At 46.9% G+C, this 260-nt stretch carries 1 pseudogene; it reads left to right on the top strand.

The features are described from left to right. A pseudogene (locus CWB66_RS21735) lies at nt 1-260 on the top strand (Plug domain-containing protein); the annotation flags it as partial.

Raw genomic sequence — 260 nt, 5'->3', positions numbered from 1 at the left:
AAAGTAAAAAAATCAGAGTTAGAGCGAATAGAAGTAACCGCTCGCAAAACCGTTGAAAACTTACAAGAAGTTCCGGTTGCCGTAACCTCAATTGGCGCACATGAATTAGCAGAAACCGGCATCAGCGTAATGACTGAAGTACAGCAGTTTTCACCAAACACTACGCTACACTCAAGCCGAGGCACTAACTCTACCATCACTGCGTTTATTCGCGGTGTAGGTCAGCAAGACCCGCTTTGGGGCTATGAACCTGGCGTAGG

It is taken from the genome of Pseudoalteromonas sp. S558, assembly GCF_005886635.1.
In the GTDB taxonomy this organism is placed as follows: domain Bacteria; phylum Pseudomonadota; class Gammaproteobacteria; order Enterobacterales; family Alteromonadaceae; genus Pseudoalteromonas; species Pseudoalteromonas aliena.
The sequence above is the reverse complement of the archived record's forward strand: the minus strand, read 5'-3'. Positions and strand labels throughout refer to the sequence as shown.